The organism is Methylobacterium sp. Leaf85, assembly GCF_001422125.1.
GTDB lineage: Bacteria > Pseudomonadota > Alphaproteobacteria > Rhizobiales > Beijerinckiaceae > Methylobacterium > Methylobacterium bullatum.
Genome location: NZ_LMME01000035.1, coordinates 71,725 through 86,292, shown reverse-complemented (window position 1 = coordinate 86,292; position 14,568 = coordinate 71,725). Strand labels below are relative to the sequence as shown.

General features: G+C 69.8%; 9 protein-coding genes. 5 read left to right on the top strand and 4 right to left on the bottom strand.

All coding sequences use genetic code 11. The annotated features are described in order from the left end of the window. Positions 1 to 43: 43 nt before the first annotated feature. Positions 44 to 1,237 (bottom strand): MFS transporter, encoded by a 1,194-nt coding sequence (locus ASF08_RS23130; protein WP_056149981.1) that lies wholly within the window; start codon positions 1,235 to 1,237, stop codon positions 44 to 46. 170 nt (positions 1,238 to 1,407) lie between these two features. On the opposite strand from ASF08_RS23130, the gene ASF08_RS23125 reads away from it, so the two are divergent. Next, positions 1,408 to 2,490, top strand: coding sequence for a hypothetical protein (locus ASF08_RS23125; protein WP_056149978.1), 1,083 nt, complete (start codon positions 1,408 to 1,410; stop codon positions 2,488 to 2,490). A gap of 52 nt (positions 2,491 to 2,542) precedes the next feature. After that, entirely contained in the window at positions 2,543 to 2,983 is a 441-nt protein-coding gene (locus ASF08_RS23120; RefSeq protein ID WP_018042215.1) for a DUF1489 family protein, read from the top strand. A 58-nt stretch (positions 2,984 to 3,041) separates the two neighbouring features. Here ASF08_RS23120 and ASF08_RS23115 read toward each other — a convergent pair whose 3' ends face one another. Further along, positions 3,042 to 11,102 carry a hypothetical protein gene (locus ASF08_RS23115; protein ID WP_056149975.1) on the bottom strand — a complete coding sequence of 2,687 codons (8,061 nt, stop codon included), beginning with the start codon at positions 11,100 to 11,102 and terminating at the stop codon, positions 3,042 to 3,044. A 292-nt stretch (positions 11,103 to 11,394) separates the two neighbouring features. On the opposite strand from ASF08_RS23115, the gene ASF08_RS23110 reads away from it, so the two are divergent. Beyond that, positions 11,395 to 11,718 (top strand): Hpt domain-containing protein, encoded by a 324-nt coding sequence (locus ASF08_RS23110; protein ID WP_056149971.1) that lies wholly within the window; start codon positions 11,395 to 11,397, stop codon positions 11,716 to 11,718. 157 nt (positions 11,719 to 11,875) lie between these two features. Next, positions 11,876 to 12,196, top strand: a complete 321-nt coding sequence (locus ASF08_RS23105) for a 2Fe-2S iron-sulfur cluster-binding protein (RefSeq protein ID WP_056149968.1) — start codon at positions 11,876 to 11,878, stop codon at positions 12,194 to 12,196. Here the strand turns inward: ASF08_RS23105 and ASF08_RS23100 are convergent. Both ASF08_RS23100 and ASF08_RS23095 read right to left on the bottom strand, forming a co-directional pair. Then, positions 12,174 to 12,626, bottom strand: a complete 453-nt coding sequence (locus tag ASF08_RS23100) for a bleomycin resistance protein (protein WP_056149966.1) — start codon at positions 12,624 to 12,626, stop codon at positions 12,174 to 12,176. The genes ASF08_RS23105 and ASF08_RS23100 overlap by 23 nt on opposite strands. Continuing rightward, complete coding sequence (locus ASF08_RS23095; protein ID WP_056149964.1) at positions 12,623 to 13,798, bottom strand: vWA domain-containing protein; 1,176 nt, start codon at positions 13,796 to 13,798, stop codon at positions 12,623 to 12,625. The genes ASF08_RS23100 and ASF08_RS23095 overlap by 4 nt, the downstream gene beginning before the upstream one ends. A gap of 311 nt (positions 13,799 to 14,109) precedes the next feature. On the opposite strand from ASF08_RS23095, the gene ASF08_RS23090 reads away from it, so the two are divergent. Beyond that, on the top strand, positions 14,110 to 14,562 hold the full coding sequence (locus ASF08_RS23090) for a hypothetical protein (protein WP_056149959.1): 453 nt from the start codon (positions 14,110 to 14,112) through the stop codon (positions 14,560 to 14,562). Positions 14,563 to 14,568: the final 6 nt, after the last annotated feature.

Sequence of the window (14,568 nt, the reverse complement as noted above, 5' to 3'; positions counted from 1 at the left end):
TTACGGAATGGTCAAGGTCCGCCACCGACGGCGGAGTGCTGACCTACAAACGAGGCCGTGTGAAGGGCTCACCGGCCGCCATGCGCGCGGAAAGTGACACGAGGCACAGGCCGGACAGGGCGAGCGGCGCCATCAGCGCGAAGGCGAGGCTCCCCCCGCCGGCCTCGTAGGCGACACCGCAGAGGATGGTCGCGCTCGCCGAGGCGCAGGCATTGACGGCGCTCGACAGGCCCTGGGCGCGTCCCCGCGCCCCATCGGGCGCGAAGGCCGAGATCGCCGTCATCGCCCCGAGCTGCGTCGCGCCGAAGCTGAACGCGTGCAGGGTCTGCAGGAGAAGGGCCGGGACGAGGTCGCCTCCCACCTGGGAGAGGCCGACCACGCGGATCAGGGACGCCACGGCGCCGAGCCCGATGAGGCGGAAGGGCGTGCGCCAATGGGCGGGCCAGCGCCCCACGGTGGCGAAGAACACGATCTCGGCGGCGACACCCGTCGCCCAGAGGACGCCGATCCACGAGGCCGAGATGCCGCTGGCCTGCCAGTGGATGCTGCCGAAGGCGTAGGTCGCCGCGTGGCTCGCCTGGATCGTCGCCTGCGCGCCGATGCAGAGCCAGAGCACGCGGGGCAGCTTCGGGCGTGTACCCGGCGCGATGCGCGGCTGCGCCGCATGAGCGTCCACCGGGCTGGCGAAGATGGTGATGGCGGCGACCAGGGCGAGGCCGGTGAGGAGGACCGGCACGGCCAGGCGTTCCCCCATGGCGCCGAGGGCCGCGCCTCCGAGCAGGCTGGCGATGAGAAAGCCGATGGACCCGGCCATGCGGATGCGGGCGTAGTCGAGCCGCTTGCTGTGCCGCACGGCGGCGAGGGTGAGGTAGTCGATGGTCGGCACCAGCGGCGCTCCGGCCGCCGCGTTCACGGCGACGAGCAAGGCGAGGATGGGCCAGCCGATGGCGGCACCGGCGGGCATCAGCGCGTAGGTCGCGGCCACCGCCACGCTGCCGACCAGCAGGAGACGGCGCGCGGCCACGCCCCTGTCGATCAGCCCCACCAGGGGCGCCGTAGCGATGATCTTCATGGCGATGGGCAGCGCCAGGAGGGCGCCGATGATCCGCGCATCGAGGCCGAGCGCTTTCAGCCAGACCGGCATGAACGGCATGGCGATGCCGATCTCGACGAAGACGACGGCATAGAGCAGCGACAGGCGCGTCGCGTTCGGCTCCGTCGGAGAGGTTTGGGACACCGGATGGACCGCTCGATCGAGGGGCGGAGCGGCCTGAAGGCGAAGCGCTGCCGGCCGCTGATGACGATTCGACCCGTAAAGGCGGCGTTAAAACCATCGTGTCAATCTACCGGTGCTGGTACCCGCGACTTCGCGCAATGGCGCGAGGCACCATCGAGGACACGAGTTCTATGTCTGTCATGCGTTCGCTCACCTCGGTCGATGAGTCGGAATACGACCGGATCGAAGCGGCGATGAGCGAGAGCGAACGCGGCCGCTGGTTCCTCGCCGAATATACGAGGCGCAACCGCAGCGCCGATACGGACATGCTGCTCGGCGCCATCGCGCGCCTGGAAAGCGCGGTGACGGCGGACCGCCCCTCCGACCGGGAGACCGAGCGGGTCGGACGCATGCGCGGCGACCTGATGGACATGGCCCATGCCATCGCCCGCACCAAGGCCGAGATCGCGGCGATCAGCACCGTGGATCAGGACCATAGCCGCCTGGGCATCGCCTCCGTCGCCCTCGACGCCATCGTCCGGGCCACCGAACGCGCGACCTCCGATATCCTCGGCGCAGCGGAAGAGGTCCAGGAGACCGCCTGGACCATGCGCGAATCGGGTGCGGACGCCGAGATCTGCGACGTGCTCGACCGCCGGGCCACGGAAATCTACACGGCCTGCTCGTTCCAGGACCTGACGGCGCAGCGGACCGCGCGCATCATCCATACCCTGCGCTATCTGGAAGAACGCCTCGCGGCGATGATCGCGATCTGGGGCGGCGAGGTCGAGCCGATCCCGCCGGCACCGGGCTCCACCGCGTCGAATGTCGCCCAGGATCTCGACCAGAGCGATGTGGACCGGTTCATCGGCATGGATTCCCTGCGGTCGGAGGCCCAGGCGGCGTCCGAGGTGAAGCCCGAGTCGGCGATGCCGTTCACCGCCCCTGTGGAAACCGTGGACGACGAGCCGCAATCTGCGGAGCTCCCCTCGCTCGAGGTGATGGCCGAGGCCGCCGAAGAGGACGCGTTCACCGAGGCGGATCCCGAAGAATCCGCTCACGAAGAGTCCGTTCTGGACGAGTCCGTTCTCGAGATTCCCACCCCCGAGGAATCCGCCCCCGAGGAAACGGACGCCACCGATCTGAACGAGGTCGGCTTCGAGGACGTCGAATCCGACGAGGCGAAGCCGGCGCCGGAGAAGACCGACATCGCCACGGCCTTCGCCGATATCGACGGGCTGAGCGAGAAAGAGAAACTCGCCCTGTTCTCCTGAGGAAGACGAAAGTCCCGCGCGCATTCTCGCCGGCGCTGATAAGAGGGCCGTCATGGCCCTTCACCTTCTGAAGCTCTGCGTCGGACCCGCGACGATCGAGGACCTCGAACAGCGCATCGCCCATTACCGGGACGAGGCGGTGCAGGCCGGGCGCGAACCGTCGACGACCCATGTCACCCGGATGGTCCCGAAGCGGGCCTCCGCCATTGCCGGGCAGGGCTCGATCTACTGGGTCATCAAGGGCACCCTGTGCTGCCGTCAGGCCATCACGGCGATCGAGCCGTTCACGGATACCGACGGGATCGGCCGCTGCCGCCTCGTCCTCGATCCCGTCGTGGTGCCGGTCAATCCGCGCCCCTGCCGGCCCTTCCAGGGCTGGCGCTACCTCACGGCGCGGTCGGCACCGGCCGATCTCGCCATGGGCCGTTCCGACGACCTCGCCGACATGCCGGAATCCTTGCGCCGCGAGCTTTCCGTCCTCGGCCTGATCTGACCCGACCCGGCTTCGGCCTGGCGACGGAGCGGCGATGCCGCCCCGTCGCCGAGGGATGTCAGGCCCCTTCGAAGCGGCCGCTCGCATGGGCGAGCATCGTGTAGACCTTGCCCGTCTCGGAGGTGAGGTAGGCATCGGCGCGGCGCGAGTCGCGGTCGTTCTTCGAGACCTCGCCGAGCAGCCGCTCGAACTCGCCGACATAGCGGTCCACCGTCCGGCGGAACTCGGCATCGGCCGCGTAGCGCCTCCGGATCTCCTCGAAGGTCTGCCGGCCCTGGGCCGTGTAGAGGCGGCGGTCGAACAGGTTCGGCTCACCGCGGCGGTAGCGCTCCCACAATTCCACCGCCGTCTGATGCTCGATCATCTTGGCGATGTCGGTGGAGAGCGTCTCCAGGGCGGTGCGGCTCCGCTCGACGGCGGCCTTGTTCGGCTCGGCACCGGCCGCTCCCTTGGCCGGCTCCGCCTTCGCGGCTCCGGATTTGGCGGCTTTGGGCTGACCGGCGGGCGCCGGGGAGGCGTTCGCCGGATCGGACCCGTCCGTGTCGTCGTCGAGGGAGGCGCGGGTCAGAAGGTCCGAAAGCCAGCCGCGATTGTCGCGTCCGTCGCGGGCCGCCGGGACGGCGCCGCGCGCGGCCTCGCCGGGCCGCAGGGCGGCCTGGTTGCCGGCCCGGCCGGCTGCCGCCGGCGCGGAGACGATGGTCATCTGCTGGGTCGGGCGCGGGTCGGACGGCTTGTCGTCGCGGGCCTTGGGCTCGGACGGCTTGGCGCTCGCCGATGTTGCGACCGGGTTGGCCGCATTCTGCTTCGGCTTGGGAGGCGCGGCCTCCGAGACCTGCACGTCCTGCTGCTTGGCCGGCTGGACCTCCGCCTTGCGCGGGGCGGGGGCTGCCGCCTCGGTCACGTCGACGCTGCGGCGCGAACGCGAGACCAGGGAGGACAGTTCGTTCAGCGCCTTGATCTGGTCGGTCACGACCCGACGCATCTCGCTGGTGGCATCCTGGGTCTCGCGGGGGATTTCCAGAACGCCGCGCTGCAGGTCCGCCCGCGTCGCCTCGAGTTCGCGGCGGATCTCGGCCGCCATCTCGCGCATCCCCGCCACCGAGTCGCCGAAGCGACTGGCCGCGCCCTCGAACACCGTCATCATCTGCTCGGACGCGCCGGAGATCGCCGCGCGGACGGCGGTGGCGGTCCGCTCGCCCTCGCTGCCGGCGTCCTTGCGAAGGCCTTCGAAGGCTCCGGTCACGCTGGCGCCCGCGCTCTGCGCCGCCTCGGACAGGCTGCCGGCGATGCCGCGCGCCCGTTCCTCGGCGGAGCGAAGGGTCTCGGCCATCAGCGCGTCGAAGCGCGCGGTCTGCTCCTCCAGGGCGCCGGACCGTGCCTCGATGCGCGTCAGCACGTCCTCCACCGCCTTGTCGCGGCTGGTGAGAAGATCGATCAGGCGCGTCTCGACGGTCTCGAGCGAGCCCGCCGCACTGGTGAGCGTGCCGGAATGGGCGCGGGTGATCTCGGTGAGCGAGGTCCCGCGGGCATCGAGCGAGGCGGCGAGGTCGGCCGCATCGCGCAGGGCGCCCTCGGCGACCGCCTTCAGCTGATCGACCTGTTCGGCCACGCTCCGGCTGGCGCGCTCGGTCTCGCTTCCAATCGCGGAGAGCGTCGCCTGCACCTGCTCGACCCGGCCCGAGAGGCCCTGCTCGATGGCGCCGAGATTCTCGCCGGCATCGGTGATGAGCTCGCGCAGGGCCGAGTTCGCGCCCTCGACCCGGTTCAGGACGCCGCCGAGCTCACTGCGGAGCCGGTCGTTGGCCTCGTTGAGGCTCGCCAGGGCGCGGGAGGCGCCGCCGTCGATGGCCGCGAGCAGCGCGTTCCTCGACGCGTCGGACTGTTCGGCGAGGTCACGGACCCGCTCGCGCAGGGTCTCGGCGAGGGGCGTTCCGCTCTCGTCGAGGATGCGCGCGATCTCCTGGCTGCGCTCGCCCAGGGAGGCGACCAGCCGGGAGGCCGGGCCTTCGACGATCTCGCGGAGGCGTTCGGAATGGGTCGCCATCGCCTCGACCATATGGTTTCCGCGACCGTCGATGGTCTCCACGATCGATCCTCCCCGCTCCTCGATGGCGCGGGTGATGGTCTCCGCGCTCTCGGCGAGGCGGCGGGCCAGCGATTGCCCGCGAGCCTCGATCAGCGAGGCCAGGGCCGTCGAGCGGCGGTCGAAGCCGGCGATCATGTCCTGGTTGCGACCGTCGATGAGGGCGGCGACGGCCTCGTTGCGCTGGTCCAGAGCCGTGGCGAGCGCGTCGGCATGGGCCTGGGCGAGGGCGGCGTGACGGTCCACGCGCTCGTCGAAGGCGGCGAGCATCGTGGCGCTGTGCTCGTCCACCAGGGCCGCATAGGCGTCCTGGCGGTCGTCGAAGGCGCTGGCGAGGGCATCGCCGCGCGATGCCACGAGGGCGGCGAAGACCTTCATCCGGCTGTCGATCCGGTTCGTGAAGGCTTCGCTTCGGGCATCCACCGCCTGGGTCAGGGCCGTGCCCTGATTGTCGATGGTCCGGGCAAAGGCCGTGGTCCGGTCGTCCACCAGCCGCTCGAGGGCGCGCAGGCACTCGTCGAACAGGGCCGCGATGGCCTGCGTGCGGGTATCCACCGACTGGGTCAGCGACAGGCCCTGGTCGTCCACGGTGCGGGTGAACTCCGTCGTCCGCCCGTCGACGAGGTCGGCGAGGGCGCGCAGGCGCTGGTCGAACACGCTGCCGATCGCCTCAGCGCCGGCCTCGACGGCCTGGCTCAGCGACGCGCCGCGGCCGTCGATGGCGTGCGTGACCTGGGCCGTCCGGTTGTCCACCAGGTCGGCGAGGGCGCGCAGGCGCTCGTCGAACATGCTGCCGATCGACTGGGCTCCGGCCTCCACGGCCTGGCCCAGCGATGCGCCGCGGTTGTCGATGCTGTGGGTGAGGTCGGCCGAGCGGTTGTCCACGAGAAGGTCGAGGGCGCGCAGGCGTTCGTCGAAGACGGTTCCGATGGACTGGGCGCCGGCCTCGACGGCCCGGGTCAACGACGTGCCGTGGCCGTCGATGGTGCGGGCGAACTCGGCCGCGCGGTTGTCCACGAGGTGGTCGAGGGCGCGCAGGCGCTCGTCGAACAGCGCTCCCATGGATTCCGTGCGCTCGTCGACGGACCGGTACAGGGCGCTGCCCTGCATCTCCATGGTCCGGGCGAACTCCGCCGTCCGGATCTCCACGAGGGTGTTGAGCTCATGCAGGCGCTCGTCGAAGAGCGCGCGGAGCGAACCGGTTCGGTCGTCGAGGGACCGGGTCAGGCTGCCGCCACGGTCGTCCACGGTATGGGCGAACTCCGCCGTCCGGGCCTCCACGAGGGCGGCGAGCTCATGGAAGCGCTCGTCGAAGAGCGCGCGGAGCGAACCGGTGCGGTCGTCGAGATTCCGGGTGAGGTTGCCGCCGCGCTCGTCCACCGTGTGGATGAGGTCCGCCGTCCGGCTCTCGACCAGCTGATCGAGGGCGCGCAGGCGCTCGTCGAACAGCGTGCTCATCATGGCCGTGCCCGCATCGACCGAGTGGGTCAGGACGGAGCCCTTGGTATCGAGGGTCCGGACGAAATCGGCCGAACGGTCCGCCACGAGGGTGTCGAGGGCCTGCATCCGGTCGTCGAACAGCGCGCCCATGGCCTGGGTGCGGTCGTCGACGGTCTGGGTCAGGGCGGTGCCCTTGGTGTCGATGGTGCGGACGAGTTCGGCCGCACGGTTCTCGATGAGACGGTCGATCGCGCGGAGGCGGTCGTCGAACAGGGCGCTCAGGGCATGAGTGCGCGCATCCACCCGGTCGGTGAGCGCTTCGGCGCGGCTGTCCACCAGGCCGTCGAGGGCGGTGAGGACGTCGTCGAACAGGGTCCGCAGCCCGTGGGTGCGGGCTTCCACCGATTCCGCGATCCGGGCGCCGCGACCGTCCACGAGTTCGTCCAGGGCTCCGATGCGCTGGTCGAACAGCGCGACGAGGTCGCGGGTGCGGGCTTCCACCGCGCCAGCGGCACCGCCGAGGCTGGCCTCGATCGTGTCGACGAAGGTCCGGCCGTGCTGGCCGAGCGAATCGTGCAGGGGGGCCAACCGGTCGTCGAGGCTGCTGGTGAGAACCTGCGAGTGATCGTCCAGCATGGTCCGGATCTCGTTGGTCCGGTTGTCCAGGAGCTGGTGCACGGTGCGCACGCCCTCGTCGAGCAGGCTGCCGATATCGGTGGTCCGCGTCTGCAGGGTGGAGCCGAGGCGGCCTTCGCCCTCGCTGAGCAGCCGGTCGGCATCGGCGACGACGTCGCGCAGGCGGGCGATGATGGTGTCGCCGCGCTGTTCCAGAAGCTCCGCCAGGGAAGAGCCGCCGCGATCGAACAGCTGTGCCAGTTCGGTGATGCGGGTGCCGAGGGCGCCGAACACGACGCGTCCCTTCTCGTCGAGCTCCTGGCCCATGGCGGCCGTGCGCTCGTCGATGAGGGCGGCCAAGGCTTCCGCGCGGTGCGAGAAGGACGAGCGGATCGCCTCCGCCTGTCCGGCCAGGGCCTCGTTGGCATGGCCCGTCCGGCTCTCGATCATCTCGACGAGTTCGCGGGTCCGGTTGGCGAGATCCTCGTCCACCGCGCGGGTGCGGCTCTCGATGAGGCGGATCGCCTCGAAAGCCTGGGAGCCGAAGGTCTCGTCGATCAGGCGGCTGCGCTCCTCCAGCGCGGCGGCGATGGCGTCGAGACGCCCGACGACGCTGGTGTCGAAGCGGCCGACGCCCTCTTCGATGCGGCGTGACAGGTCGGTCGCCTGCTGCTCGAAGCGCGCGGCGATCTCGGTGGAACGGCTGCCGAGGGTATCGCCCAGGGCCAGGCTGCGGGCGGCGATGTCCTGCGCCATGCCGTCGGCGCGGGCATCGAGGGTCTGGACGAGGTCGCGGCTGCCTTCGACCATGATGCGCGCCATCTCGCCGGTGCGCAGGATCAGGGCTTCGTTGAGGGCGGTGGCGCGGGAGCCGAGCTGACCGTCGATCTGGCTCACCAAGTGGGTGAAGGTCTCGCCGATCTCGGCGGAGCGCTTCACCGAGCGCTCCTCGAGGGCGCCGAGCTGGCTCTCCACGGTCTCGCGGGCTTCGCGGGTGCGCTCGGCGATGGTGTCGGCCACCGCCTTGCCCTGCACCGTGATGACGCGGTCCATCTCCTGCAACTGGCCGGTGACGGTCTCGCTGAGGGTGGAAGTGTCGCGGGCGATGCGGTCGGCCAGGATGTCGCCGCGGGCGATGGTCTCCTGCAGGGCCGCGAGGCGGTCGTTGAGCACGGTGTCGATGGCCTTCGCCCGGCTTTCCGTGGTGTCGGCGAAGGTGGCGCCGCTCTGCGCGAGGGCGTCGCTCACGCGGGCGCTCTGGGCGGTCACCGCCAGCACGATCTCGCGGCCGGTATTGGCGAGCTGGCCATGCGCCTCTTCGGCATGGGTGGCGATGAGGTCGGTGAGGCCACGGCTATGCGTGCCGAAGGAAGCCTCGACATCCTTGATCCGGGCGGCGAGTTCGCCGCCGACATTCTCGGCCGCGCGGGCGATGGAGCCCGTCGCCTCGTTGGCGCGGTGGAGCAGGGTCTCGTCGATCTCGGTGAGGGTGCGGCGCAGGGCCTCCATCGCGTCCTGCGCGCGTCCTCCCACTTCACCGCTGAGACCGCTGGCGGCCTGCTGCAGGAGCTGCGCGGCTTCCTGCGTGCGGGCGGCGAGTTCGGCGGAGGTGGTGGACAGGCGCCGCTCGAAGATCTGCACCGCCTCCACGGTCCGTGCCTCGAGTTCGCCGGTGGCGCTCGCCGAGGAGCGCCGCAGGGCCTGGGCGGCCTCCGCCGTGCTGGCGCCGAGGGCCACGGTGGTCTCTTCCGCGCTGCGGCGGAAGATGTCGGCGGCCTCGCTGGTGCGCGAGCCGATCTCGGCAGCCAGGGTGTCGAGGACGGCACGCAGGCTCTCGATCGCGCTGCCCGACTGGGAATCGAAGGTGCTGCCGAGAACCCCGAAGGCGCCCGTCAGGGTGAGGGTCGCGTCCTCGACGCGCTGGGTCACGAGGCCGCCGACCTGCTCGCCGGCCTTGTTGAGGCGGCGGATGCTGGTGTTGACGACGGAGGCCGTATCCTCGGCGCTGTTGCGCAGAGCGGTCGCGGCCTCGGCCGACCGGGCGTCGATCTCGCCGTTGAGGCCCGCCACGGTGCCCCGGAGGTTCTCCACCGTGCCCATGGCCCGGGTCTCGAAATGGGTGCCGAGGGCGGCGAGCGCCGCATCCATGGCCCGCGCGGCTTCCTCGGCGCGCTGGGTGACGAGGTCTCCCATCCGCTCCCCGGCGGAGGCGAGGTTGGTCTCGAGCGAACCGCCCTGGACGGTGAGGGTCTCGTGCAGGCGGGTGGCCACCGTATCGATGCGCTCGGCCAGATGACCGGCGCGATCGTCGATGCCGTTGCCGGCGGTCTCGATGGAGCGGACGAGGTCGTCGCGCAGGGCGCCGGTCCGTGCGGCGAAGGTCTCGACGATCCCTTCGGAGGCCTGGGCCAGGCCCGCCTGGGCCTCGCGGGTGCGGATCTCGATCGCCTCGGACACGCCGCTGCCGGCAGCCTCGATCTCGGCGCGCAGGGCGGCGCCGCGCGCGGCGATGTCATCGGTGAGCGTGGCCCCCGTGGCGGCGAAATGCTCGCGCAGCGCCGTGCCGGTCTCGGCGAACCGGGCGGTGATCTCGCCGCCGGTATGGGAGAAGTTCGTGGTGAGTTCGGTGCCACGGGCGAGGAACGTGTTCTCGAGCCCGCGCGCAGAGGCCTCGAAGGTCTGGCGGACTTCGCTGCCCTGGCGGTTCAGGCTCTCGATCACCTCCATGCCGGTCTGGGCCAGCGTGCGGGCGACCTGGCCGGCATTGTCGGCGAGCGTCGCGGTGAGCATGCCGCCGGTGCGCTCGAAGGCGAGAGTGACGTCCGCCGCCCGGCTCTCCAGGGACTGCGTCAGGGTGTTGCCGACTTCGGTGAGGCTGCTGCGCACGCCTTCGCTGGTGCTGGCGAGGCGCTGGACGAGATCGTCGCCACGGTCGGTGACGAGCCCGACCACGCGGTCGCCGGCTTCTCCGAGGGCTGCCGTGATGGCGTCGCCGCGGTTGCCGAGGGCCGCGGTGATGGCCTCGCCGCGGGCGTCGAGGGCGCCGGTCACCCGTTCGCCGGCGCCGGTGACGGCGGCGACGATGCGCTCGGCCGCTCCGTCGAGCTCCTGCGTCAGGTTCTGGTGCGATCCGGTGATCGCGCCGCGAACGCGCTCGGCATTGGCGACGATGGATTCACGCTGGGCGACGAGCTCGTCGACGAGGGAGCGGATGCGGATCTCGTTGTCGGAATAGGCGCGTTCCAGGGTGGCGATCTCGCCGCGCACCAGGGTCTCCAGTTCGCCGGCACGGGCCAGCGCGCGCTCGACGCCGTCGCCCACGGCCGCCACCTCGCGCCGGACCGTCTGCGACATGGTGAGGACGGCATCGGTGGAGAAGTTCTCGGGCTCGGCGAGGCGGATCGCCACTTCGCCGACGGCGCGGGCCACGAGACGCATCTCCTGGGCGCGGACGGCGAGCATCGCCATGATCGCGAACAGGACGATGGGGCCGACGATGGCTGTGGCGCCGACGGCGGCCTGAAGCGCCGTCATCCCGGCGATGAAGCTCTTCAGCTCGCCCCCCGACTGGTTCCAGGCCAGCGCGAGGAGGGCGGCGAACCAGAGAGCGGAGACGATGGCGGCGACGATGTAGGGCGTGCCGGACGGCCGCACGCGCAGGGTCTGCTGCAGGATGCCGATGTTCTGGCGGTCGTCGTTGGCGACCATGGAGCGGTCCGGCGGCAGCAGGCCACCCTCCCGGCGCGGCCGGTTGCGGTCCGGCGGCGGCAGGTCGGAGGCCAGGGGCTGGTCGAGATCGAGGCGCGGGGGTGCGAGGCGACCGCTGGGGTCGCTCAGGGGATCGTTGTCGCCCACATCGGGAAGCCGCGGTTCGACGCGCGGTTCCGTCGCCTGCGTCGAGGGGAAGTCCAGGTTGAGGGCCTGCTCGATGGCGGAAAGAGCCGCCTCGGCCGGGTCCTTGAGCTTCTTTTCCGTGGCCATCCAACGCCTCGTTACGCAGGTCGTCGAGACCGGCCGCATCCGGTGATCGACGACATTTTTACCAATTTACCAAGGAACTTTAGACCTCGGCGCGAGACCCGGATACCCGAGTGGGTCGAACCGTCCAAAAAACCTTAACGGAATGGTTACCAAGCGTGTGGCCGGTTTCATTCCGTCGGCTTTATGCATGATGCCGCAAGGCTTAAACGGAAGCGAACGATCTCGGACGCTCCTGTGGATAGACTGGTGGAGGGGCGCTCGAACGCCCGGTTGGGTTAAGGCGAGGCGACGGGTGACCAGTCTGATCGATCGTGCCTACCTCGCCGAGCAGACTTTCGGCGACGTCGACCTCGCCCTGGAACTGCTCGTGCTCTTTTCCGGCCAATGCCGCCGGCTGCTGCCCGGGATCACCGATCCGCGCCTCGACGACCACCACCGCGCCGACCTCGCCCACACGTTGAAGGGCTCCGCCCTCGGGGTCGGCGCCGCGCGGGTGGCCGAACTCAGCGCCGCCATCGAGGACGGCCTGAGGCGGGGGGGCGTTCCGGCCCCGGCCTATGGCGCGCTGGCCGATGCGGTGGAGGCGACCCTGTCGGAAATCGACGCACCCGCCTGATCTCGGCCGCAGGGACGGAACGGGTCGGCGTCTGCGGCGTAAGCGCAGGAATGTGAGGCGATGAGGCCGGTGCCGCTTGCATTCACCGGGCCGCGCCTTCAAGGCAGTCGCGCCGCACAACCGGCCGCAGACGCGTTGTACGAGCCTGGAGTCTTCGATGCCTAAGATCACCTACGTCGACCATGCTGGAACGGCCAGGACCGTGGAAGCCGACGTAGGATCGACCGTCATGGAAGCGGCGATCCGCAACAACGTACCGGGGATCGACGCCGAATGCGGCGGCGCCTGCGCCTGCGCCACCTGCCACGTCTATGTGGATGCCGAGTGGGTCGATGTCGTGGGACCGGCCGAACCGATGGAGCAGGACATGCTCGATTTCGCGTCCGACGTGCGCGCGACGTCCCGCCTGTGCTGCCAGATCCGGATCAAGCCGGAACTCGACGGCCTGACGGTCATCACGCCGGCTCGCCAGGGCTGAGCGGGCGTCGGCCGAGACTCTCGGCGAAGCGCAGCAGATACCCGTCGGGGTCCTGAACCAGGAATTGCCTGACGCCGACCTCCACCTCCCCGACCCGGTACCAGGCCTCGTGCGCGGGCCGGAACAAGGGCCAGGACGCGGAATCGAGGGCCGCCAGGATCGGATCGACGGCATCGACCGCGATCTGAAGGTTGATCCCGCGGCTGAGCGGCGGTTCGAGAGCGCCCGTCCGCCAGTTCCCGTTGGCGACGTTGAGCATCGCCTGCGCTCCGCCCCTCTCGAGATAGGCGAAGCCGTTCTCCGGTCGGGAATAGGCGACCGTAAATCCGAGCGTCCCGCACCAGAAGGCGAGGCTGGCGGCCAAGTCGTGGACGTCGAGTTCCGGAACGAGGAGGCTGAACCCGCCATCGGGCAGCCTGTCGCCGGTCATCTCACCAGCGCCCGCATGGCCCCGTCGATCCCCTCGATGTTGAGCGGAAACATCCTGTCCGAGACGATTCTGCGGATCATGCCGATCGACTGGGTGTAGGCCCAGTGCTCGGCGGGGACTGGGTTGAGCCAGACCGATTTCGGAAACCGTTCCAGCACCCGCTCCAGCCAGACTTGGCCCGGCTCCTCGTTCCAATGCTCCACCGAGCCGCCCTGCATGGCGATCTCGTAGGGGCTCATAGAGGCGTCTCCGACGAAGACGACGCGGTAATCGGACGGATAGGTGCGCAGCACGTCGAGGAGCGGGATCGCCTCGTCGTGGCGCCGACGGTTCTCTTTCCAGACGCGTTCATAGGGGCAATTGTGGAAGTAGAAATGCTCCACATACTTGAACTCGGCGCGCGCTGCCGAAAACAGCTCCTCGGCGAGCGCCACGTGCCAGTCCATCGACCCGCCGACATCGAGGAAGAGCAGGACCTTCACGGCGTTGCGACGCTCCGGGCGCAGCTTGACGTCGAGATAGCCCTTGCTGGCGGTCTCGCGGATCGTGCCGTCGAGATCGAGTTCGTCGGCGGCGCCGGTGCGGGCGAAACGGCGCAGGCGCCGGAGGGCGACCCGCATGTTGCGGGTGCCGAGCTCGACGCCGTCGTCGAGATCCCTGAACTCGCGCTTGTCCCAGACCTTCACCGCGCGAAAGTTCCGGTTGCCGTCCTGGCCGATGCGGATGCCTTCGGGGTTGTAGCCATAGGCGCCGAAGGGTGATGTGCCGCCGGTGCCGATCCACTTGTTGCCGCCCTCGTGGCGTTCCTTCTGCTCGGCGAGCCGTTGCTTCAGCGTCTCGAACAGCTTGTCCCACCCCAGCGCCTTCAACTCGTCCTTCTCGGCGTCGGTGAGGTACTTCTCGGCGAGCTTGCGCAGCCATTCCTCGGGGATCGCCGTCGGCTCCGCCGCCTCGCCGAGGGTCTCGATTCCCTGGAACACGGTGCCGAACACCCGGTCGAACCGGTCGAGATGGCGCTCGTCCTTCACCAGGGCGGTGCGGGCGAGGAGATAGAACTCCTCAATGCGCTTGTCCGCCAGATCGCGGTCCAGGGCCTCAAGCAGCGTGAGATGTTCCCGCAGCGTGACGGGGATCTTGGCGTCGCGCAGGGCCGTGAAGAAATGAAGCAGCATGGGGCAGAGAACGCGCGAACCGGGCGTCCGGGTCAAGGGTGTCCGCGCACCGGTCATGCCCACCGGAAGGGTCGGTCGACGACGCCGGACTCGTGAGCCGGATAACGGAAATAATCCTGAATTCAGTGAGACATGGGCGCCGCTTTCCCTCTCCGGTGCCGACGAAGCTGGGTATAAGTCCGGTTTTCTGTTGATATCACCGCCTACTGTGTTCTTCGCACCTTCAACATTGTCATTGAAATCAAACAGCTGGGAGACAGAGTGAACGCCAAGTCAGGGCCGGGGTATTTGGCAGAGTAAGGGTGGACGTCATGGCGCTCGTCTTGCGCTCCTTGAGTGATTTCAAGCGGTTTCTGGCGAAGCCGGGCGCGACGATTCAGATCGTGCGGAACACCTTCATCGAGCGCCAGCCGGCCTCGTTTCAGGAAGCCTATCGCCAGAAGGGCATGTACGAGCCGCGCACCGTCCAGGCGATCTCGAAGAAGGCGGCGGTCTTCGCCATCAAGGGCCATCCGACGACGGTCTGGCTCTATTGGGACAAGGGCACGCGGAACTGGCGCTATTCCGGCGACACCCTGGCCGTCCCGCTCAATACCGGCGTGGGGCCGCCCGACGAGATCATCTACCGCTGCAGCTTCGCGCCGGGATCGGAGCCGAAGGCCCGTGCGCCCGCCCGTACCAAGACCGTCGATCCCGCGCCCGCATCGCCGGGGGACAAGCCGACCCCGACCATGCCCGAACGCGGCCAGGGCCGCCTGTTCTAACTTCTT

What these genes read in the sequence shown, in the direction of transcription:
- ASF08_RS23095 (WP_056149964.1), bottom strand. Translation starts at nt 13,798, where the DNA reads ATGCTGCTTCATTTCTTCACGGCCCTGCGCGACGCCAAGATCCCCGTC.
- ASF08_RS23125 (WP_056149978.1), top strand. Translation starts at nt 1,408, where the DNA reads ATGTCTGTCATGCGTTCGCTCACCTCGGTCGATGAGTCGGAATACGAC.
- ASF08_RS23120 (WP_018042215.1), top strand. Translation starts at nt 2,543, where the DNA reads ATGGCCCTTCACCTTCTGAAGCTCTGCGTCGGACCCGCGACGATCGAG.
- ASF08_RS23115 (WP_056149975.1), bottom strand. Translation starts at nt 11,102, where the DNA reads ATGGCCACGGAAAAGAAGCTCAAGGACCCGGCCGAGGCGGCTCTTTCC.
- ASF08_RS23105 (WP_056149968.1), top strand. Translation starts at nt 11,876, where the DNA reads ATGCCTAAGATCACCTACGTCGACCATGCTGGAACGGCCAGGACCGTG.
- ASF08_RS23100 (WP_056149966.1), bottom strand. Translation starts at nt 12,626, where the DNA reads ATGACCGGCGACAGGCTGCCCGATGGCGGGTTCAGCCTCCTCGTTCCG.
- ASF08_RS23090 (WP_056149959.1), top strand. Translation starts at nt 14,110, where the DNA reads ATGGCGCTCGTCTTGCGCTCCTTGAGTGATTTCAAGCGGTTTCTGGCG.